Annotated in this window: 19 protein-coding genes; 14 read left to right on the top strand and 5 right to left on the bottom strand. The window is 41.6% G+C overall.

Annotated elements, in window-relative coordinates:
• Positions 1–3: 3 nt before the first annotated feature.
• Entirely contained in the window at positions 4–1,971 is a 1,968-nt protein-coding gene (locus SNE25_RS10220) for a KUP/HAK/KT family potassium transporter (RefSeq protein WP_321564997.1), read from the bottom strand.
• 266 nt (positions 1,972–2,237) lie between these two features.
• Here SNE25_RS10220 and SNE25_RS10215 point away from each other — a divergent pair, with 266 nt between their 5' ends.
• From SNE25_RS10215 to SNE25_RS10160, 12 genes are all read left to right on the top strand, one after another.
• Complete coding sequence (locus SNE25_RS10215; RefSeq protein WP_321564996.1) at positions 2,238–2,690, top strand: T9SS type A sorting domain-containing protein; 453 nt, start codon at positions 2,238–2,240, stop codon at positions 2,688–2,690.
• A gap of 93 nt (positions 2,691–2,783) precedes the next feature.
• Positions 2,784–3,395: a fumarylacetoacetate hydrolase family protein gene (locus tag SNE25_RS10210; protein ID WP_321564995.1), complete on the top strand. Its 612-nt coding sequence runs from the start codon at positions 2,784–2,786 to the stop codon at positions 3,393–3,395.
• A gap of 3 nt (positions 3,396–3,398) precedes the next feature.
• On the top strand, positions 3,399–5,111 hold the full coding sequence (locus SNE25_RS10205; protein WP_321564994.1) for a M23 family metallopeptidase: 1,713 nt from the start codon (positions 3,399–3,401) through the stop codon (positions 5,109–5,111).
• A 132-nt stretch (positions 5,112–5,243) separates the two neighbouring features.
• A complete protein-coding gene (gene bcp, locus SNE25_RS10200; protein ID WP_321564993.1) occupies positions 5,244–5,705 on the top strand; it encodes a thioredoxin-dependent thiol peroxidase in 462 nt (153 codons plus the stop codon).
• A 51-nt stretch (positions 5,706–5,756) separates the two neighbouring features.
• Positions 5,757–6,602, top strand: a complete 846-nt coding sequence (locus tag SNE25_RS10195) for a transketolase (protein WP_321564992.1) — start codon at positions 5,757–5,759, stop codon at positions 6,600–6,602.
• A 107-nt stretch (positions 6,603–6,709) separates the two neighbouring features.
• Positions 6,710–7,684 (top strand): transketolase family protein, encoded by a 975-nt coding sequence (locus SNE25_RS10190; RefSeq protein ID WP_321564991.1) that lies wholly within the window; start codon positions 6,710–6,712, stop codon positions 7,682–7,684.
• 16 nt (positions 7,685–7,700) lie between these two features.
• Positions 7,701–8,255 (top strand): RNA polymerase sigma factor, encoded by a 555-nt coding sequence (locus SNE25_RS10185; RefSeq protein ID WP_321564990.1) that lies wholly within the window; start codon positions 7,701–7,703, stop codon positions 8,253–8,255.
• 49 nt (positions 8,256–8,304) lie between these two features.
• The gene (locus SNE25_RS10180) at positions 8,305–9,240 is read left to right on the top strand and encodes a hypothetical protein (RefSeq protein ID WP_321564989.1); all 936 of its coding nucleotides are present in this window, start codon (positions 8,305–8,307) and stop codon (positions 9,238–9,240) included.
• An 11-nt stretch (positions 9,241–9,251) separates the two neighbouring features.
• Complete coding sequence (locus SNE25_RS10175; protein WP_321564988.1) at positions 9,252–9,740, top strand: hypothetical protein; 489 nt, start codon at positions 9,252–9,254, stop codon at positions 9,738–9,740.
• A 235-nt stretch (positions 9,741–9,975) separates the two neighbouring features.
• The gene (locus tag SNE25_RS10170) at positions 9,976–11,166 is read left to right on the top strand and encodes an aspartate aminotransferase family protein (protein WP_321564987.1); all 1,191 of its coding nucleotides are present in this window, start codon (positions 9,976–9,978) and stop codon (positions 11,164–11,166) included.
• A 253-nt stretch (positions 11,167–11,419) separates the two neighbouring features.
• Positions 11,420–13,699, top strand: a complete 2,280-nt coding sequence (locus SNE25_RS10165) for a glycosyltransferase family 4 protein (protein ID WP_321564986.1) — start codon at positions 11,420–11,422, stop codon at positions 13,697–13,699.
• A complete protein-coding gene (locus SNE25_RS10160; RefSeq protein WP_321564985.1) occupies positions 13,700–14,704 on the top strand; it encodes a glycosyltransferase family 4 protein in 1,005 nt (334 codons plus the stop codon).
• 20 nt (positions 14,705–14,724) lie between these two features.
• On the opposite strand, the gene SNE25_RS10155 is transcribed toward SNE25_RS10160, so the two are convergent.
• Together SNE25_RS10155 and SNE25_RS10150 are read right to left on the bottom strand one after the other, a co-directional pair.
• Positions 14,725–15,603: an ATP-grasp fold amidoligase family protein gene (locus tag SNE25_RS10155; protein ID WP_321564984.1), complete on the bottom strand. Its 879-nt coding sequence runs from the start codon at positions 15,601–15,603 to the stop codon at positions 14,725–14,727.
• 191 nt (positions 15,604–15,794) lie between these two features.
• Positions 15,795–17,264 (bottom strand): glycoside hydrolase family 130 protein, encoded by a 1,470-nt coding sequence (locus SNE25_RS10150; protein WP_321564983.1) that lies wholly within the window; start codon positions 17,262–17,264, stop codon positions 15,795–15,797.
• A gap of 202 nt (positions 17,265–17,466) precedes the next feature.
• Here SNE25_RS10150 and SNE25_RS10145 point away from each other — a divergent pair, with 202 nt between their 5' ends.
• Together SNE25_RS10145 and SNE25_RS10140 are read left to right on the top strand one after the other, a co-directional pair.
• A complete protein-coding gene (locus SNE25_RS10145) occupies positions 17,467–18,144 on the top strand; it encodes a response regulator transcription factor (protein ID WP_321564982.1) in 678 nt (225 codons plus the stop codon).
• Positions 18,145–18,162: 18 nt separating this feature from the next.
• Positions 18,163–19,485: a sensor histidine kinase gene (locus tag SNE25_RS10140; protein WP_321564981.1), complete on the top strand. Its 1,323-nt coding sequence runs from the start codon at positions 18,163–18,165 to the stop codon at positions 19,483–19,485.
• Between the two features lie 96 nt (positions 19,486–19,581).
• Here SNE25_RS10140 and SNE25_RS10135 read toward each other — a convergent pair whose 3' ends face one another.
• On the bottom strand, positions 19,582–20,502 hold the full coding sequence (locus SNE25_RS10135) for a DUF58 domain-containing protein (protein ID WP_321564980.1): 921 nt from the start codon (positions 20,500–20,502) through the stop codon (positions 19,582–19,584).
• A 108-nt stretch (positions 20,503–20,610) separates the two neighbouring features.
• On the bottom strand, positions 20,611–20,931 hold the full coding sequence (gene trxA, locus SNE25_RS10130) for a thioredoxin (protein WP_321564979.1): 321 nt from the start codon (positions 20,929–20,931) through the stop codon (positions 20,611–20,613).
• Positions 20,932–20,968: the final 37 nt, after the last annotated feature.

Below are 20,968 nucleotides of genomic sequence, written 5' to 3'. Positions count from 1 at the left end.
GGTCTAATTTACCCTATGTATCTCAATAGCTTCAGGGATTGACAGCATCAGCGGAACTTTCTCAACCGTAACAAAGCTCAGGTCGAGGCCAAAACCACGCTCTTCAGACAAACTCACTTTTTTAAGCTGCACGTAATAATCCATGATAAACCGTTCAAAAAACGACAGGCTATGTGAACGTGAAAGTACCTTTTCAATTACCACAAACCTAAAATCGCCCACTATTTTGTGCTTATTTAATGATTTATAGTGGCTGGTGATATCAACCTCGCCCTTTTTAACTAAATCTTCTACTACTTTTCTGAATAGCAGGTTTATCTGCTGCTCCACCCTGAAACCCAGTTTAAAGTCAATCCTGATCAGCTTATTTGGCACCAGAAATTCCACTTCATATTCGCGTTTGTAAGGCTCATCAACAACATCAACGTGTACCAGCCAGTAAACATCGGCACGCTTAGGCTGCTTTTGCAATATGGAGTAAACTATTTTTGATTCAATTTCGGAGTTAAAATTGGCGCTGGTTAAATAAACAAGCTGCGAGGCATATTTGGGTACGGTTTCATCGGCGCTCAGCTCCTTTAAAATGTCAAAGTAATCGTCAATACCAACAAATTTCACGTAACGGTTCCTGATCTTGCGGGCGGTATGCCATGTCCACATCACGGTAAACAGCAGAAACCCAATAGATAGGGTAAACCAGCCGCCGTGTATAAATTTAACCAGGTTACCGGCCAGGAAGGTTCCTTCAATAAGCAGGTAAACCACTAGGAAAACTCCAATAATGTAGGAAGGCACCTTTTTGCGTTTAAGGAATTTGGACACCAGTATGGTGGTCATGAGCATGGCTACAGTAATACTTAAACCATACGCAGATTCCATTTTGCTGGAATGTTTAAATATGAGCACCACGCCCAAACAACCTGCCCAAAGCAACCAGTTAACGCTGGGCACATACAATTGTCCCTTTTGTTCAGATGGATAATTGATCCGCACCTTTGGCCACAAGTTAAGCCTTACAGCTTCAGCTATCAGTGTAAACGAGCCCGAGATAAGCGCCTGGCTGGCAATAACAGCCGCTACGGTGGCAATACCGATGCCGAATATCAGGAACCACTCAGGCATTATTTTATAAAAAGGGTTATTCAGGTTAAGGTCGACGGTATGGTTGACTGACTGAAGCAGCCATACAGCTTGCCCAAGATAATTAAGAATAAGACAGGTTTTTACATATATCCAACTGATGCGGATGTTGTCCTTACCGCAATGTCCAAGATCGGAATACAAAGCTTCGGCTCCTGTGGTACATAAAAATACCGCTCCCAGCACTATAAAAGCTTCGCCGCCGGTACTGGTGCTTAACAGTTTATATGCGTAATAAGGATTTAAAGCTCTTATTACAGACGGATCATGCACAATATAACTAATCCCCAGTACCCCCATCATGGTAAACCAAATAAACATGATAGGACCAAAAGCTTTACCCACCAGCGAAGTGCCAAACTGCTGAATGATGAATAAAACCGTAATAATAGCCATCACAATCTGCATAGTTGGCAGGTTCGGATAATAGGTTTGCAGCCCCTCAATAGCGGATGATATGGTAATAGGCGGCGTAATGATCCCATCGGCAAGCAACGCGCAACCTCCTACTACAGCAGGCACAATAAGCCACTTTGCCTTGCGGCGAACTAGTGAGAACAACGAGAATATACCACCCTCACCCTTATTATCCGCACGCAAAGTGATCACCACATATTTGAGTGTGGTTTGCAGCGTTAATGTCCAGAATATGAGGGAAACGCCTCCTAATACTAATGTTTCGGTAATGGTTTGGGAAATTGAGGAATGTTCGGTTCCTACAATAGCCTTAAATACGTATAATGGGGAGGTACCAATATCACCGTAAATTATTCCTAAACTGATGAGCAGGCCGGCGGCCGTCAGTTTTTGCAGATCTTTATGGTTTGACACTTTTATATTTTAAAAGTTGCAAAAATATCATTTTTTTCCGTTAAACTTAAATAATCATTAAACGTATAAAGAAAAAAGAAGTCTAAACTGTAAAACCAACAGTTTTTGTTAAAAATTGTTAAAAAGTTTTATAAAAACATCATTTTTTTACTTGATGAGGGCTTTATTTATACTTTTGTAGGGGAAACTTAAAAATGAGGCGAAACATTACTTATTCCTTTATTTATATGTACACATGGGTCATACTAATTGCGATGTCAATTTTTATGAACTTCGCCTTTGCCGCTAATGTCAATCCCAAGCATTTTAAAGGCGATACCACCTACCTGCGTGTTACAAAGGGTAAGGCCGGAAAATCATATTTAAAAAATGGACTGCACCTGGTGCTGCCACCGTTAAAGCCGGCGGTAACTTCGAGCGTAAAAGTGAGCGTATCCCGTCCTGATGATAAACTGCTTAATGATGTGCAGGTTTATCCTAACCCCATTAAGGTTACAGATGAGATCAATTTAAAATATACCATATCGCGCAACAGCAATGTCACCATCAAAATAATGGATGTGCTTGGCAATGACATCACCACCTTGTTTTCGTCAAGGGTTGATTCCGGCGATCATAACATCAACTATCCCATCAACAACAAACTTACCCGCGGTTTCTATTTTGTACGGGTAGTTGCCGGTACCGAATCGGTTATCAAACGTATCTCGGTATTATAATTCTTATTTGCTTCATTAAAATACCCTTAACAGCTATATCTGTTTAAACAAACCAGCTATTTTTTTAGCTTTGGCATTTATAGCTGTCAACTTATGAAAATTATTGCCATTGGCCGCAATTACGCCGAGCACGCCAAAGAATTAAATAACCCGGTACCCGCAGTTCCGGTTATTTTCATGAAACCCGAAACGGCCATTATCAAAGATAACAAGCCTTTTTACCATCCAGATTTCTCGGAAGATGTACATCACGAAATTGAGATCGTTTTAAAAATAAGCAAAGAAGGCAAGCATATCAGCGAAAAATTCGCAGCCGGTTACTATGAAGAAATTGCCTTAGGTATTGACTTTACCGCACGTGATATTCAGAGCAAACACAAAGAAAAGGGTCTGCCCTGGGAGCTTGCCAAAGCCTTTGATGGCTCTGCTCCACTAAGCGCTTTTGTACCCAGGGCCAAATTCCCGGATATTTATGATCTTAACTTTAAACTGGATATCAACGGCGAAACCAGGCAACAGGGCAACACCCGCGATCTGCTGTTTCCGTTTGAAAATATTATAGCATTTGTTTCAAAATACGTTACCCTTAAAAAGGGCGACCTTATATTCACCGGTACCCCACCCGGGGTATCAAAAGTAAAAGTTGGCGACAGGCTGGAAGGATACCTGGAGGATGAAAAACTGCTCGACTTTTACGTTAAATAACACATGATTAAAAAATTTATAGCCATAGCCGCGTTATGCCTGGGCTTTAATTGGGGCATACACGCGCAAACTACTATACAAAGCAGGCAATATCCGCAAAACTATTTCCGCTACCCGCTTGACCTGTCGCCAAGCACGGCTGGCTCGTTCGGGGAACTCAGGCCTCAGCATTTTCATTCCGGGCTCGATTTTAAAACTAACCAACGTACCGGCTACCCGGTACACGCCGCTGCCGATGGCTATATATCAAGAGTAAGGGTTCAGTTTGGCGGTTTTGGCCGAGCCATTTACATTACCCACCCCAACGGTTATACTACGGTTTACGGGCACCTGCAAAGCTTTACACCCGCCGTGGCAGCCATTGTAAAAGCGTACCAGTATGAGCATCAAACCTACGAGGCTGATTTTAACCTTACAGCTACGCAGGTTCCGGTTCTAAAAAATGATGTTGTTGCCATATCCGGCAATGCGGGGGCATCTGCCGGGCCGCATCTGCATTTTGAGATTAGGGATACCCAAACCGAGGAAACCATTAACGCGCAGCTATTTGGTCTTACCATACCCGATAAGGTGCCCCCTACCATTACCTCCATCGGCATCTATCATCTCAACGGCAATCCATTCAGCGAAAAAACACCAAAGGAATTTTTAGCAGTTACCGGTATCGCGGGCAATTATCATCTTATTAAATCGCAAGTATTGCATTTAAGCGGCTATATAGGTTTCGGTATTAACACTACCGATATGAACAGCGTTTCGGCCAATCATAATGGCATTTATTCTATAGAGTTAAAGCTTGATGGGCAAACCGTGTACACCTTTACGGTTGAGCGTTTCGCGTTCGATCAAACCCATGCCATTAACGCTTATATTGATTATCCAACTTTTACCTCATCGCGTAGATGGATGCAAAAATGCTTTATACCGCCGGGCAGTCACATATCGCTTTATCCGCAATCTATTAACCGGGGCGTCATTACATTTGATGATAACGCCCTGCACGATGTTGAGTATGTAGTAAAGGATGCAGCCGGAAACACTTCAACCGTTAAACTCAAGGTACAGTCAGAAAAATTTACTCTCACACCTGGCAAAATAGCAGGCACATTATTTCATTATGATCAGAAAAACGAGTTCAGTACCGATAAGGTAAAGGTGATCATTATGCCAGGTAATTTGTATGATGATCTCGACTTCAACTATTCTGTATCGCCCAAACCGGCCTCCGGGTTTTCGCAGGTACACCATATCCATAACCGGCTTACCCCTATACATGACAGTTATGACATCTGGATAAAACCTGACGTAAACCTTGGACAATATGCAGATAAAGCTGTAGTGGTGAGTACCTGGGGCGGCTGCCAGGGTGGTTATTATCAGGATGGCTATGTGAAATCAAAAGTAACCAGCTTTGGCGATTTCTTTATTAAATTAGATACCATCCCCCCGGTGATTAGGCCATTGAATATACATAATGGTAGCAACATGGCCGCCTCAAAGGGCATTAACCTGCGTATGGGCGATAATCTCTCGGGCATTAAAAGTTACATTGGAACCATTGACAATAAATGGGTTTTAATGGAATGGGATTATAAAAGTAAAATACTTAGTTATACCTTTAACGGCGAAATTGCTCCCGGCAAGCATGTGTTTAAGCTAACCGTTGGCGATAACAAAAATAATTTTTCGGAATTTAAGGCCGATTTTTACAGATAGGTACGGGATCAAGTAGTTAGTATCAAGTATCACGACTTCTTAAATGCGGCACTTAGGGTTAGTAAATAATCTTGATCCTTGATACTAACTACTTGATACTAACTTCAACTACTTGATACAAAAATAAAAACTATGGCAACATTAAAAGAAGGCGATAAAGCCCCCGATTTTACAGCAAAGGACCAGAACGGAAAAACCGTTTCCCTTGCCGATTATAAAGGTAAAAATGTGATCCTTTATTTTTATCCAAAAGATGATACCCCGGGCTGCACGGCCGAGTCATGCAGTTTCAGAGATAATTATCAGTCGTTGCTGAGCAAAGGTTTTGAGGTAATTGGCGTAAGTACCGATGATGAAAAATCGCACAAAAAGTTCGAAACCAAATACAGCCTGCCCTTTACCCTTATTGCTGATAACGACCAGCAAATTGTAGAGGCTTATGGTGTTTGGGCCGAAAAAAACATGTATGGCAAAAAATATATGGGCACCGTACGCACCACTTTTATTATTGATGGTAACGGTGTAATCAGCCATATTATCAGTAAGGTTGATACTCAAAACTCATCGCAGCAGGTGCTCGATCTTGTAAAATAAGTGTTAAAAACACAATAATAATTCCTACTTTAGTAGTTTCCTAAATTTATAATGAAAGCAGATATTCAAGAATTAGAAAGAACCGCGTCGCAAATAAGGCGCGATATTGTACGTATGGTACACGGCTGTCAATCGGGTCACCCGGGCGGTTCATTAGGATGTACCGAATATTTTACCGCTCTTTATTTTTCGGTAATGAACCACAATCCTGAGTTTAATATGGATGCCGTGGGCGAAGATATCTTCTTCTTATCAAACGGGCACATTTCGCCCGTGTTTTACAGTACGCTGGCTCATGCCGGTTATTTTGACAAGGCAGAGCTGGGTACTTTCCGCAAGCTTAATTCGCGTTTACAGGGCCACCCTACTACACATGAGCATTTACCGGGTATCCGCATTGCTTCGGGTTCATTGGGCCAGGGGCTTTCAGTAGCCATTGGCGCCGCTTTAACCAAAAAATTAAATGGCGATAAATCATTGGTATTTACCCTGCATGGCGATGGCGAACTGCAGGAAGGCCAGATATGGGAAGCTGCTATGTTTGCTCCGCATAATAAGGTTGATAACCTGATATCGACCATTGACGTAAACGGACAGCAAATTGACGGGCCAACAAACCTGGTACTGTCATTAGGCGATCTGCACGCTAAATGGGAAGCGTTTGGCTGGGATGTACTCGAAATGAAAGGTAACGATATGACCGATGTGGTAAAAACACTGGAACTGGCCAAAGACCGTACCGGCCAGGGTAAACCTATCATGATACTGATGCATACCGAAATGGGTTACGGGGTTGATTTTATGGCAGGCAGCCACAAATGGCACGGCATTGCTCCTAATGACGAACAACTACAGCTTGCCCTTGGACAACTGGAAGAAACACTGGGCGATTATTAGCCCCCCAGCCCCCTAAAGGGGGAGTGTAAAAATCAACAATAAATCAAATCACAATAAAAATATTTCCCAAAAGCCCCTCTGCAAGGGAGAGGGGGCGGAGTGAGGCCATGAAAAAATACACTTACACAGATAAAAAAGATACCCGTTCGGGCTTTGGCGCCGGACTGCTGGAAGCCGGTAAAAAAAATGATCAGGTTGTCGCGCTTTGTGCCGACCTTATTGGTTCACTAAAAATGAATGATTTTATCAAGGCATTTCCCGACCGTTTTGTACAGGTTGGTATTGCCGAAGCTAATATGATGTGCATTGCTGCCGGCATGACCATCGGTGGTAAAATTCCATTTACCGGTACTTTCGCCAATTTTTCAACCGGCAGGGTTTATGATCAAATTCGCCAGTCGATAGCCTACTCCAACAAAAACGTAAAAATTTGCGCCTCACACGCCGGTTTAACCCTGGGCGAGGATGGCGCTACGCACCAGATACTGGAAGACATCGGTTTAATGAAAATGCTGCCCGGTATGACCGTGATCAATACCTGCGATTATAACCAAACCAAAGCGGCTACCCTCGCCATTGCAGAGCATGAAGGTCCGGTTTACCTGCGTTTTGGTCGGCCGGTAGTACCTGTTTTTACAGATCCCGACCAAAAATTTGAAATTGGCAAGGCCTGGATGGTGAATGAAGGTGCAGATGTGAGTATATTTGCCACCGGTCACCTGGTTTGGCAGGCCATACTTGCCGGCGAGATATTAGCCGAACAAGGTATTGATGCCGAGATCATTAACATACACACCATAAAACCGTTAGATGCGGAAGCCGTATTAAAGTCGGTAGCTAAGACAGGTTGTGTGGTTACTGCTGAAGAGCATAACCGTTTGGGTGGTTTGGGCGACAGCATTGCACAGCTGCTGGCAACAAACAATCCAACACCGCAGGAGTTTATTGCTGTTAACGACAGTTTTGGCGAAAGCGGAACACCAGAACAACTGATGACCAAGTATGGCCTTGACGCCGAGCATATAGTGCTGGCAGCAAAAAAGGTTTTGGAAAGAAAACAAAATGCCGTAATTAGCATTTAACTATAAAAATTAAAAAATGTCGTTGCAGGTTGAAGATTCAGAGATTTTAAGCAAGTTCCAGGAGGAGAAAACACGTAACGAAGCGTTTAACCTGTTATTGAAAAAATACCAGCAAAAAATTTACTGGCACATCAGGCGCATGGTTATTGATCATGACGATGCGGACGACCTGGTACAGGATGTTTTTATAAAGGTTTGGAAAAACCTGCTTAGTTTTAGAAATGACGCCCAGCTATATACCTGGATGTACAGGATAGCATCCAACGAGTGTATTACTTTTTTGAATAAGAAAAAACAAAAGAATAATGTCCCGTTGGACGATGTAGCTTATGAACTGGCCGATACACTGGCTGATTCAAGTTACTTTAATGGCGACCAGGCACAGCGCAAATTACAGGAGGCTCTGTTAACCTTGCCCGAAAAACAGCGGTTGGTATTCAATATGAAGTATTATGACGATATGAAGTATGAAGAAATATCAGACGTTTTGGGTACCAGCGTAGGTGCTTTAAAGGCATCTTTTCACCTGGCAGTTAAAAAAATTGAAGCCTTTTTGCTATCTAAAGATTAATTTAAATTTACATTAAACCTTTTAGCACTATCTGCATCTATAGTTATGTATGAAAAGCGATATGGACAATAGGGAGTGGCTGGATGATTATGAATCACTTAAACGGATCAATGCCAATAATCCGTTTACAGTGCCGTCTGGCTATTTCGACGAATTAGCGCAGCACATAACATCACGCATAAGGCTGGAAGAGCTAAAACGCTCATCCAGTGGGTTTACCGTTCCTGAAAACTACTTTGAACAATTAAGCAGCAACATACAGAGCCGTATACGTATTGAAGAGGCTGTGAATACGGAAAACACAGGTTTTACCGTACCCGAAAATTATTTTGATGAGCTTGGCAGCAACATCCAAAGCCGCATAACCGTTGAGGAGGCATTAAACCCGGAGCACCAGGGTTTTGATGTACCTGAAAATTATTTTGATGAGCTGAGCGCTAATATCCAAAGCAGGATAACTATTGATCAGCTGGTGAACAACGAAGCCGAAAGCTTTACTGTTCCTGAAAATTATTTTGAAGAACTGAGTAGTAATATCCAAAACAGGATAGCTGTTGAACAGCATATTAGTAACGAGGCCGAAAGCTTTACCGTTCCTGAAAACTATTTTGAGCAGTTAAATCAAAACATTTTAAACAAAACCGTTTACCAGGATGAGGCTAAGATTGTTGCCTTACCTGTTGCTGCTAAAAAGAAAGGGGTTGTACGCAGGCTTTTTGCATCGCACACATTGCGCTATGCCACGGCCGCTTGCTTTGCCCTGATATTGGGTATTGGCGTTATTGTAAAAAATGCCAATACACCGGTAAAACACACTCAGTCTTTTTTACATGAACAACTTTCAACCGTACCGGTAGACGAAATTAAAAGCTACCTGCAATTGCACATGGACGCGGGTGATACCCGTACCCTGATGGATGGCGGACAGCAAATTAATAGTGAAACTTTGGATGAAGATCTGTCAGATTATTTGGATACTAATTAATGACACATTTAATGCGTAAACTGATCAGGCATATTTTTATTTTATTCTTTATTATAGCGGCGGGTTACGAATCCTTTGCACAGGCAAGCAACAGCCTGGTGCAGCGGCAGCGCATAACCCCTGCCCCATCACGTGATAAAAAAAATATGGGTAAAAGGCTTGAAGCCGCCCGCGACAGGTTTATAAGTAAACAGCTTAACCTTACCGACGAAGAATCGACCAAATTTTGGCCCATGTACCGCCAGTATCAGCAGGAACTTACCGCGGTGCGGATATTAAAACGCTTGAATAACTCCAGCTCTGCTGCCAATGGCACCGAGCAAATTGATAAGGAAATTTATTACGAAAGTCAGCTAGTGGCCATCCGCAAGCGGTATAAGGATGGTTTCCTGAAAATACTTCCTCCCGAAAAGGTAAGCGAGCTATACAAAAGCGAACGCGAATTTAACGACGAACTCATCAAGCAGCTCAGCGAGCGCAGCGAACGTGCGGGAAATTGATTAATTATTAAATACTTATTAGGGGCGCGTCAGTCTGAGCCTGTCGAAGACTTGAGCGCAGGGGTCTTTACCCGCTATGGCTCGACGGGGCTCACCATGACACCCAGGTTCATTAATTAACGAGTAGAGTATAATCAAATTTGCAATAAGTTCATTATAGCAATAGTGATTTTAATCTCCCTCTTTACCGCTATCTTTGTTCCTCAATAATTCAATAACCCAATAATTACACTCCATGCCTACTCTCCGTCAACTTTTTTTGGCTCATAACGCGCAAACCACCAACTTTCCACTTTTGCTTGAATTTGAACGCGCGGAGGGTATTTATATGTATGATACAGCAGGCAAAGCCCATACCGATCTTATTTCGGGTATTGGAGTGAGCAGCCTGGGCCACAGCAATCCAAAGGTTATTGAAGCCATTAAAGAGCAGGTTGATAAATACATGCACCTGATGGTTTATGGCGAGTATGTGCAAACACCACAAGTGCGTTTTGCCGAAAAGCTGGTATCCCTGCTTCCCGAAAACCTGCAATCGGTATATTTCACCAACTCGGGTGCCGAAGCGGTGGAGGGCGCGCTAAAGCTGGCCAAACGCTTTACCCGCAGGCAGCAGGTAGTTGCCTGCAACAACTCCTATCACGGCAGTACGCAGGGAGCGCTAAGCGTAATGGGTAACGAGGAATTTAAACAAGCTTACCGCCCGCTGTTACCCGGCGTAAGCTTTATCCGCTTTAACGAACTCGCCGATCTGCAGCTGATCACCGAACAAACCGCCTGCGTTATTATAGAAACCATACAGGGCGAAGCCGGTATCCGCGTACCTGATGCCAACTATATGCAGGCCCTGCGCAAGCGTTGCGATGAAACCGGCACATTGCTCATACTTGATGAAATACAGGCCGCTTTCGGTCGCACAGGCAAACTATTTGCGTTTGAGCATTTTGGCATTGTACCGGATATTTTGCTGCTGGCCAAAGCTTTGGGCGGCGGGATGCCCGTTGGCGCATTTATTTCATCAAACGTTATTATGGACGCGCTGAAAGAAAACCCTATCCTTGGGCACATCACCACGTTTGGCGGTCACCCGGTATGCTGCGCGGCGGGTTTGGCCGCTTTACAGGTATTGCTTGATGAAAACCTTATACCCGGCGTAGCTCAAAAGGAAGCATTGTTCCGCAAGCTATTGGTACACCCCGCTATAAAAGAGATTCGCGGCAAGGGGTTGATGCTGGCTATTGAACTGGAAAACTTCGACCTCAATAAAAAAATAATCGATCGCTGTATTGAACACGGTGTTATAACCGACTGGTTCCTGCATTGCAGCAACTCTATGCGTATTGCCCCTCCCCTTATTATCAATAATAGCGAAATTGAGCATGCTTGCGACGTAATTACAGAGGCTATCAATCATTACTCCCGCTAACTTGCGATAAAGTACGGCATACTCCCGAGTAACTTTTAAGTTACTTTATTGAATAATATAATATATTATTTATCCTGAGTTAAATTGGTATGGTTTATGCATCTTATGATGTGTATTGTAAAAACGCTGTAAAAGGTGTCATTCCTGCTCTTACAGATCGCTTTTGCACTTTTTTATGGTCACTCATATAAACAACTCCATACAAATTGTTGTTTATATAAACAACTGTAAGTTTTAAACATCTATACCAAAAATGAAAATAGCATATATATCAACCTATCCACCCCGCGAATGTGGCCTTGCCACTTTCAACCAAAATTTAATGCGTGCCATTAATGCCAATTTCCCCGAAAGAAAATCACTTGCCGACGGCGGTTTTGTAGTGGCCCTTAATGATTCTGAAAACTTACAGGAATATGAATACCCGGATGAGGTTAAATACATCATTCGTCAGGATCATCAGAAGGACTACATTAGGGCGGCCAACTATATCAACACCAGCAACGCTGATGTTTGTATTATGGAGCATGAGTTTGGCATATACGGGGGCGAAAGCGGTATATATATATTACCGTTAATAAACCGGCTCGAAAAGCCGCTGATCTCTATACTACATACCATATTAAAAGATCCGAGCTATGTACAGCGCATTATCATCAGGGAGATAGCAGAACAGTCGTCAAAAATTATTGTGATGAGCCAGCGTGCGGTTGAATTTTTAACCAGCATTTATGATATCCCGGCTGATAAGATCCAGATCATTGAACATGGTGTTCCGGACGTGGAAGCCCCGGCAGAAAATCCTGTTAAAACGCTATCGTCATTTAAAAACCACCGGGTGTTATTAACTTTTGGGTTGCTGAGCCGCAATAAAGGTTTGGAAACCGTTGTAAAAGCATTACCGCGAATAGTAGAGAAACATCCCGATGTAATGTATGTGGTACTGGGCAATACTCATCCTGGTGTTATCAAAAGCTCGGGCGAGGAATACCGTGACCATTTAAAATCCCTGGCCCAGCAACTTGGGGTATCGGCTAACTTGGCTTTTATCAACAAATTTGTTTCGGAAGAAGAACTGGTGAATTACCTTACCGCTTGCGAAATTTATGTAACACCCTATTTAAATGAAGCTCAGATCACCAGTGGAACGCTTTCTTATGCTGTAGGCGCGGGCGCCGCGGTAGTATCAACCACGTATTGGCACGCCACCGAACTATTGGCCAATAAACGCGGACGACTTTTTGATTTTAAAAATTCGGATGCTCTTGCCGATACCGTAATTGAGCTGCTTGATCAGAAACGTGTATTAAAGGAATTAAAACAAAACGCTTATGAATATGGCCTGCACCTACGCTGGCCGGTGGTTGGCGCCGAATATATAAAAGTAGCGCAGGAAGCAAGCGTTACATTCGATTTTAGCGATAAGATATTAAAAAATAGCATTGTTGACCCCGAAATACTGCCTAAGTTTAGTCTTACACATGTCCTCCGCTTAACCGACGATACCGGCATAGTGCAGCATGCCAAATACGGTATCCCGAATTTAAAAGAGGGCTACTGCCTTGACGACAACGCGCGGGCCCTTATTATGGCGCTGATGGCTTACCAGCGCAATAAAAGCCGGGAAGCATTTGAACTGCTACCTGTGTATTTGAGCTACATTCATTACATGCAAACCGATGATGGTAATTTCCGCAATTTCCTAAGTTTTGACAGACGGTATTTGGATGAGGTTGGATCTGAAGATTCTTTTGGGCGTACCATATGGGCGTTAGGTCATTTAATTGGCTGCGCGGCCAGCAACTCTTACCGTGAGTTTGCATTGGAAATATTTCATAAATCGGTACCACATTTTTCTACCCTTAGGCATTTAAGAGGATTAGCTAATACGATAATAGGTATAAGCCTGTACCTGCAGGTTTATCCTACCGATGAAGGTATGGTTAAAATACTCACTAACCTGACCCAACCCTTAATTGATGCCTACGAAAATACCCAGTCGGCAGACTGGCAGTGGTTTGAGGAAAAAATGACCTATGATAATGCCATACTTCCGTTAGCACTACTTCATTCGTGCGAAATTACCGGGAATGAAGATGCTAAAAGGATAGCTTTAAATACCATGGCATTTTTGGATAAGCTAACGCTTTCAAACGGCTATTTAAGCCCGGTTGGTAATGATGGCTGGTACTATCGTGGCGGTACATTCCCAACGTTTGACCAGCAGGCTATTGAAACCATGGCCATGGTGCTCATGCACTTTCAGGCTTACCAGATATTCAGGGTGCCGCAGTACATTGAAAAAATGTTCCTGAGCTACAAATGGTTCCTGGGCGAAAATACTTTACGTGCTCCTTTATACGATCATGAAACCAAGGGCTGCTGTGATGGCTTGCTACCGGGAGGTATTAACCGTAACCAGGGCGCCGAAAGTACATTGGCTTACCTGATATCGCACCTTACCGTATTGAAGGCATTTGAGCTCGAATATGAGTACAACAAGTACGGCAAGCAGAAAGTGGAGATCTGTTAAATGAAGGTTGCTGTATTGGCACCAGTTGCCTGGCGTACGCCCCCAAGGCATTACGGACCATGGGAGCAAATAGCATCAAACATTGCCGAAGGCTTATTAAAATTGGGGGTAGATGTAACGCTTTTTGCCACCGGCGATTCTATTGCCTCCGGTAAGCTCGATGCTGTTTGCACCAGGGGTTACGAGGAAGATCGTAGCCAGGATGCCAAAGTGTTGGAATGTCTGCACATCAGCAATCTGATGGAAAAGGCCGGGCAGTTCGATATTATCCATAATAACTTCGATTTTTTACCACTTACTTACTCCGGGCTCATCAAAACGCCGGTAATTACTACGATACACGGGTTTTCTTCACCTCAAATTATTCCCGTGTATAAAAAATATAACAAAACCGGTTATTACGTAGCCATCAGTAACGCCGACCGCAGCCCAGAGCTTGATTATATAGCCACAGTATACAATGGTTTAAACACCGGCGATTTTGAATTTTATGAAAACTCTGATGACTATCTGCTTTACTTTGGCCGCATCCACCCGAATAAAGGCACAGCCGAAGCTATTCAGATTGCCCGAAAAAGTAAGAGAAGATTGTTGATTGCCGGCATTGTTCAGGATGAGGGCTATTACCGCGAAAAGGTTGAGCCTTATCTATCTGCTGATATTGAGTATGTGGGCCACGCCGGACCCGATAGGAGAAAACAGCTCTTAGGCAATGCCGCCGCGCTGCTGCACCCCATTTGTTTTGACGAGCCATTTGGCATGAGTGTAGCCGAAGCTATGCTTTGCGGAACGCCAGTGATTGCCTTTAACCGCGGCTCGATGCCTGAACTGATTAAGGATAAGGAAACTGGTTATTTGGTGAATACAATAGATGAAGCTGTTGAGGCAGTTAGCCAATTAAATCACATTAACCGGATAGCGTGTTATCATTGGGCAGATTCCAGGTTCTCCAGCGATAAAATGGTAGCCGATTATTTAAATCTGTATAAAAAGATACTGCTTTGAGTTAAGAGTAATAAAGCAAGCTATATTAAGCCATAACAATGGTTTTCCCAATATTTTAATAGTAGCTCCTCTCCAAATCTACTATAATTATTACCCATTCCGGGTGTTGGGGTAAACTCACCAAAAACAGCCCCCTTTGCGGTGGAATAGAAATCCACCCTAACGAAAATATCATAAGCCAGGCTTAACTTTTTAGCCTGCGTAATCATATCATCAAGGCATTTTGGTTTGGGATGATCTTCACCATTGCTAAATGTATTGTTCACCATTTGCATTTTATTCCAATGTTCGTCATAAAATGTATTGTAGCCGCTCTGTGGACTGATCCGCCTTATAACACAAATGGTAGCTATTTTACCCCTGAAACAAAAAAATTTATAATCTTTAAGAATTTCGTAAGCACCATCATCATTCATTAAAAACTCTTCCACTAAAAACTCCTGTGCCGGGTTTTTATCAATCTCCAACCTTAAGGCAGTCCTTATTTTTTCGGGGATGTAGCTTTTATGATCAAACAGATTAATGCCATTTTTTATAACATATACATTGCTACAAGAATGACCAATAGTAGGCCGGATAACATATTGCGGCGGCAAAACAGAAAAATCAATATTTTCAACATCGTTCCCTTTCCAAAGCAAGTCAGGAACTTTGCACCCGTGTTTAATGGCAAACTCCCTTGCATTAAATTTATTGCTTAGTTTCCGTTGCCAGTAATCATTGTCTTTCCATTTCTCAATCGGATCTTCCCGGCTCATTATGGTGTTCCGTACCTGTTCGGCATTCAGGGCATTCCAGAATACTTCGTGACGCTTTTTAATTTTAGCAGAAAACTTTTCGCGATCGGGCAAGTCCGACCCAAATGGGTTTAGTAGGTTAATTTTTAAGAAACTCAGCATAATTACTATAATAACACCAAAGTATTTTTAGAAACCCTTTAGCGGCAGGATATTATCTTAATAACACCTAAATTTAGGTCATATAATGGTTTTATCCTACGTCATACAGAGAATGTATATCAACCTGTGAAAAAAATGTAAAAATCTGATGGTGGATTATTTCACTAAACGATAATTTATTTTCCGATTATTTAGTTCTTAAAATCCTCTTTCAGCTTTTTTAACAGTGCATCAAGGCAAACTTCGGCAAATGCTGTTGATGAATCAGATACACCGTAAGGAATGATCAGCTTATCATTATGCACAATAGTTCCGCATGAATAAAGTACGTTAGGTACATAGCCTTCGCGTTCATCACTGTTAGGGATCAGCAGAGGCTCACGGAGCCGACCAATTTCTACCGTCGGGTCATCAAGCTTTAACAGGCTCGCGCCAAGCACATAACGCCTCATTGGCCCTACGCCATGAGTAATTACAATCCAGCCATCCTCAGTTTCAATAGGCGAGCCACAATTACCTATTTGTATAAATTCCCAGCTAAATTTAGGTTGCTGCAGCAATATAGGCTCTTCCCATATATTTATTTTGTCAGAGTACATAATGTAATTGTTGCAGCCATCAATGCGCGATATCATTACATATTTACCGTTAACCTTGCGGGGAAAAAGCGCCAGGTTTTTATTCTGCGCCCCGGCGCCGTACAGCGGCATTATCCTGAAGTTATAAAAATCGGATGTTTGCAGCAGCTTGGGCATAATGAGCGAGCCATCATAGGCTGTGTAGGTAGCATAATACACATAGGTTCCATCATCATTTATAAACTTTACAAAGCGGGCATCCTCAATACCTTTGCGTTCATATTCTGAAATTGGGAATATAACACGGTCTGACAGATCGGTATCCAATGAAAAAACAATTTCATAATACGAATCGGCAAGCCATAGTACCTTATCATACTCCAACCGGTTTATATCATTATCCTGAAGCCTTTGCGAATCAATGATAATGCGGCGCAGGTTGGCGTATTCAAAATGATGGTCGAGCTTTGATTCCAGCTCGTTTATTACGTCAATATTGATCTGGGTAATAGCGGCTTTTTCAAAAAATAGTTTCTTATTATAAACCGCGTTACGCACAATTTCGGCTTCGTCAATATAACTGCCCGAGGGTTGTATGGTGATATTGTTAAACTTATCAATAAGCGCCCGGCGAAAGGTAATAGAGGAAATATGCCCCTCGCCCACTGCCCTGAAACTGATGATCACCCGTTTTTGCCCGTCTTCCAGTTCGGTTTGGTCAGGGTCTTCAACAATAGAGGGATTAAAAAAAGCGGCCGATTCTATAGAATACTCGTGGGTAAAATATGAACCTATCAATAGCTTACGATAAACCGTAAGCGTATCATAATCAATATTTAATTCATGAAACAATGGTTTTAGTTTACTGCAGTGCCGGTTTAAAACTCTTGTAATATTGCGGTGCCGCTTGGAATACTCCTGTAGCAATGGCGAAACAATGCCAAAGGCTGCTTCCTCGCTGATATCCATTACACGTTCAATCACTTCTTTGGCTCGGTCGTTGCCATTAAAAAAAAATCTCGCTATAACACGCTTCGGATCGGGATTAACTCTTATTGGTTTGCGTTCAATGGAAAGTCTCATATTAAAAGATAGCGTTTATTCATTAACAGCATTAAGTAAAAATTGATTGCGTTAATTTTACAAACCTTTTTATTGAACTAATATTGTTTAAAAGATGAAAGAACCAGCAGTTATGCGTCTAAATGTTATGTAATTTTAGGTTTTACGCCGTAGTTATATCTTGGCTCTTAATTCTTGATTCTATTTAATAAATTGCAAGCGTATGAATGTACTGATTGTTGAAGACGAAAAAGGTTTGGCCCTTGAAGTTGATGAATTTTTAAGCCACGAAGGATTTACGGTTGAACACGCCCGAACCAAAAAATCGGCAGAAGAAAAAATATTTGTAAATAACTATGATTTTATACTGCTTGACCTCGGTTTGCCCGACGGGGATGGTTTTGAACTTTTGAAAATGCTGAAAGGCCTTGATAAACGCGAAGATGCCGTTATTATACTCACCGCGCGCGGGGCTGTTGACGACCGGGTTATGGGTTTAGAACAAGGGGCGGATGATTACCTGGCCAAGCCGTTTTCATTAAATGAGCTTTTAGCGCGAATGCATGCTATAACACGTCGCAAACACCGGCTGGAAAGTAATGATATTCATATTAAGGGCCTGCGGGTTAATATACAAAACCGCACCGTAATGTATAATGATGAACGCATTGCCCTTACCAAAAAGGAATTTGAAATATTTAACTACCTGGTTTTAAACAAAAACCGGGTAATATCACGCACCAATCTAACTGAACATGTTTGGGGCGATGTATTGGAAATAAATTCCGACTCGAACTTTGTTGATGTTCATGTTAAAAACCTGCGTAAAAAGCTTTCACAGTATATCCCTATTGACTGGTTTGAAACCGTGAGGAGTATTGGTTACCGTATCAATATTTAAATTATATTATCAGCCTACATGAAACTACAGGTAAAACTGGCCCTATATAACACCTTAACCAAGGTGGCTATTATTTTATTTACCGGTTTGCTTATCCTGCTTTCTATTGAAAAAATATCCTATAACCATATTGAGGTACGGCTGGAGAACGATAAGAGAGAAACGCTAAGGGATCTTTCATCGAATGAAATAAGTCACTATTTAAACAGCCAGAAAGTATATACTGATTATAATATTTTAAAGGAAGAATTTATAATTATAAGGCCTGCTAAATACAATCCGAAAACCACCAGCGAAGTAAAATTCACCACCGAAACCCGTGGCGCCGACCAGAATGAGCAAACCTATCGGATACTATCACATTATTTTAATTTTAAAGAGCATACTTACCGGCTTGAAATTGGGGTGGCCATTGAATCGGTAGAAGAGTTAAAATCTATCATCAAAAAATTCACCCTCGTGGTTTTGGTAATTGCCCTGGCCCTCACCCTGGTTAGCGACCTGATATTCACCAAATTTTTGCTTGCGCCATTTTATAAAATAATAGACCGGAAACTAATCAAAGTAAACGACCCCATGAACTTTGATTACGAAAAGGTAAAAACCACCACCCAGGATTTTGAAATGCTTGATGACAGCATCAGCTCTCTGATGAAAAAGATATCAAACCTGTTTATACTGGAGAAACAATTTATTGCCAATGTATCGCATGAGTTGCTTACGCCAATCTCCATCATCAGTTCCCGTCTCGAAAATATATTACTGCAGGAGGACCTGAGCGAAGGCAGTGAAAATAAAATGCATGCTTCGCTTAAAACTTTAAACCGTTTAAAATCTATCATTAACAGTTTACTGCTGATATCAAAAGTTGAAAACAACCAGTTTGATAAAACAGATATGGTGATGATAGCCGGTGTTATTAAAGAAATACATGAGGAACTGGAAGACCGGATGGACGAAAAGGAGTTAAAATTTACAAATCATATCAAATACATTTATTCTATAAAAGGTAACCGGCCGCTAATACATACACTACTGTACAACATTATTAACAACTCCATAAAATACAACAACATAAAAGGTACAATTACCATTAATGACGAGCTTGCCGATGATATTTATTCTATAATAATTGCAGACACCGGTGCCGGCATGGATGAGCGACAAATAGAAAACGCGTTTAACCGTTTTGAAAAATTTGACACCGACGAAAAGGAAAGTTATGGCCTAGGGCTGGCTATTGTAAAGAGTATCACCGCTTTCCATAATATTAAAGTTAAAATAAGCTCGATTAAGGATAAAGGCACTATCGTAAAACTAACCTTTAATCATGAGGGCTAACTTCATTAAAACTTCATCTTGATTATATTTCTTTGTTTAGTTTTAGTAAGTGTTACCCCTATTAAGAAGGCTATTTTAAAAAGTAGCCTTTTTTATTTATATCATTTTATTCCGCTTTACCAGATAAGTTTTCAGAATCTGGTTATATCCTTCGTGTATATCGGCATCAACTAAATCTATGTGGTATTGGGCACATTTGAGCTCCAGTTCATGACGGTATGTTGCTAATGATGCCCGGTAAGCATCACGAACTTTACCAGGATGTACTTTAATCTCGGCCCCGCTTTCTATATCAACAAAATGATGGGGGCGATTATCGAAGTTAAAATCGAGTTCCTTTTGCTTATCATGAACATTAAAAATGATCACTTCATGCTTATTGAACTTTAAATGCTGAATAGCCGCGAATAGCGATTGTAACTTATCGGTATCCAGGTTATTTTCCAGCATATCGCTAAAAATGATTACCATGCTGCGCTGGTGAATTTCCTGGGCAATATGGTGCAAAACATCAGTTATATTGGTAACTGTGTTTACGCGCGGGTTATTGTACATTTTTTCGAGCTCCGCATACAAATGAAATAAATGCGCCGAAGTGGATTTTGCGGCGCTGAGCCAATCAATTTTATTCGAAAACAGGCACAAACCAAAGGCATCGCGCTGCTTTTTAAACAGGTGCATTAACGAGGCTATAGCATAGATTGAGAACTGAAGCTTATTTAATCCTTTTTCCGGAAAGTTCATAGATGATGAAGTATCCAGTAATAAATAACAACGTAAATTGGTCTCTTCCTCAAACTGCTTTACAAACATTTTTTCGGTACGGGCAAGTAGCTTCCAGTCTATATTTTTTACAGATTCGCCATTATTATACAAACGGTGTTCTGCAAACTCTACAGAAAAGCCATGAAAAGGACTTTGATGCAACCCGGTTATAAAGCCTTCAACCACCTGGCGGGCAAGCAGCTCGAGATTGGCCAGGTGCCTTATTTGCTGATCGTCATTTAATTTGGGCATAAGGCTAATATAATGCATAAAAAAAGCGTCACCAAATTGGTGACGCTTTTAAGGTAATAAATATGGTGGACTAAGCTCTTAAATAAGCTTAATTTTTGCCTTTGTTAATTAAACTAATTGTTTAACCAATTTATCAGTTAATACTGATTTTGGAACAGCGCCAATTTGTTTATCCACAATTTCGCCATTTTTAAAGAATAATAAAGCAGGGATATTACGGATACCAAATTTTGTTGATATGCCTGGGTTGTTATCAACGTTAACTTTACCCACAACAGCTTTTCCTTCGTATTCTTTTGCGATGTCTTCAACTACCGGACCTACCATTCTACATGGGCCACACCATTCTGCCCAAAAGTCAATAAGTACGGGTTTGTCTGATTTCAGTACAAGTTCGTCAAAGTTCGCATCAGTTATTTCTAAAGCCATGATTTCTATTTTTTAAATTTTGTGTATTACAATTTGT

Origin of the sequence: Mucilaginibacter sabulilitoris (genome assembly GCF_034262375.1) — a bacterium.
In the GTDB taxonomy this organism is placed as follows: Bacteria; Bacteroidota; Bacteroidia; order Sphingobacteriales; family Sphingobacteriaceae; genus Mucilaginibacter; species Mucilaginibacter sabulilitoris.
Note: the sequence above shows the minus strand (reverse complement) of the source record. Positions and strands in the feature narration are given on the sequence as shown.

Coding starts and splice junctions, on each gene's coding strand:
- SNE25_RS10215 (WP_321564996.1), top strand. CDS start 2,238: ATGAACTTCGCCTTTGCCGCTAATGTCAATCCCAAGCATTTTAAAGGC.
- SNE25_RS10210 (WP_321564995.1), top strand. CDS start 2,784: ATGAAAATTATTGCCATTGGCCGCAATTACGCCGAGCACGCCAAAGAA.
- SNE25_RS10205 (WP_321564994.1), top strand. CDS start 3,399: ATGATTAAAAAATTTATAGCCATAGCCGCGTTATGCCTGGGCTTTAAT.
- bcp (WP_321564993.1), top strand. CDS start 5,244: ATGGCAACATTAAAAGAAGGCGATAAAGCCCCCGATTTTACAGCAAAG.
- SNE25_RS10195 (WP_321564992.1), top strand. CDS start 5,757: ATGAAAGCAGATATTCAAGAATTAGAAAGAACCGCGTCGCAAATAAGG.
- SNE25_RS10190 (WP_321564991.1), top strand. CDS start 6,710: ATGAAAAAATACACTTACACAGATAAAAAAGATACCCGTTCGGGCTTT.
- SNE25_RS10185 (WP_321564990.1), top strand. CDS start 7,701: ATGTCGTTGCAGGTTGAAGATTCAGAGATTTTAAGCAAGTTCCAGGAG.
- SNE25_RS10180 (WP_321564989.1), top strand. CDS start 8,305: ATGAAAAGCGATATGGACAATAGGGAGTGGCTGGATGATTATGAATCA.
- SNE25_RS10175 (WP_321564988.1), top strand. CDS start 9,252: ATGCGTAAACTGATCAGGCATATTTTTATTTTATTCTTTATTATAGCG.
- SNE25_RS10170 (WP_321564987.1), top strand. CDS start 9,976: ATGCCTACTCTCCGTCAACTTTTTTTGGCTCATAACGCGCAAACCACC.
- SNE25_RS10165 (WP_321564986.1), top strand. CDS start 11,420: ATGAAAATAGCATATATATCAACCTATCCACCCCGCGAATGTGGCCTT.
- SNE25_RS10160 (WP_321564985.1), top strand. CDS start 13,700: ATGAAGGTTGCTGTATTGGCACCAGTTGCCTGGCGTACGCCCCCAAGG.
- SNE25_RS10155 (WP_321564984.1), bottom strand. CDS start 15,603: ATGCTGAGTTTCTTAAAAATTAACCTACTAAACCCATTTGGGTCGGAC.
- SNE25_RS10150 (WP_321564983.1), bottom strand. CDS start 17,264: ATGAGACTTTCCATTGAACGCAAACCAATAAGAGTTAATCCCGATCCG.
- SNE25_RS10145 (WP_321564982.1), top strand. CDS start 17,467: ATGAATGTACTGATTGTTGAAGACGAAAAAGGTTTGGCCCTTGAAGTT.
- SNE25_RS10140 (WP_321564981.1), top strand. CDS start 18,163: ATGAAACTACAGGTAAAACTGGCCCTATATAACACCTTAACCAAGGTG.
- SNE25_RS10135 (WP_321564980.1), bottom strand. CDS start 20,502: ATGCCCAAATTAAATGACGATCAGCAAATAAGGCACCTGGCCAATCTC.
- trxA (WP_321564979.1), bottom strand. CDS start 20,931: ATGGCTTTAGAAATAACTGATGCGAACTTTGACGAACTTGTACTGAAA.